We start from the raw sequence: 371 nt of genomic DNA, 5'->3' as shown, positions 1-371 counted from the left end.
GTGTGAGCGTATGCTAACGCACGTTGCTCACGATATTAAAGCGGTAAAAGATCGTGACCCTGCAGCCGAAACTTACCTTACGGTAATATTAAATTTAAAAGGTTTCCATGCTATTCAGGCGCATCGTTTAGCTAATTGTTTGTGGACGCAAAACCGTAAAGAGTTGGCGCGCTTTATTCAAAGCCGTAGCTCAGAAGTATTTGGCGTTGATATTCATCCTGCTTGTAAAGTGGGTAAAGGAATAATGTTTGACCATGCAACCGGTATTGTTATTGGCGAAACGGCGGTAATTGAAGATAACGTATCAATACTGCAGTCTGTTACTATAGGTGGCACGGGAAAAGAACAAGGCGATAGTCATCCTAAAATTA

The 371-nt window shown here is 41.8% G+C and carries 1 protein-coding gene; it reads left to right on the top strand.

Annotation, left to right across the window (positions count from 1 at the left end; translation table 11 throughout):
• The coding region (locus AAEY62_RS20790) for a serine acetyltransferase domain-containing protein (protein ID WP_502935528.1) at positions 1-371 on the top strand (371 nt) is incomplete at both ends.

It is taken from the genome of Pseudoalteromonas sp. GW168-MNA-CIBAN-0100, assembly GCF_040309225.1.
Lineage (GTDB): Bacteria > Pseudomonadota > Gammaproteobacteria > Enterobacterales > Alteromonadaceae > Pseudoalteromonas > Pseudoalteromonas arctica.
Note: the sequence above shows the minus strand (reverse complement) of the source record. Positions and strands in the feature narration are given on the sequence as shown.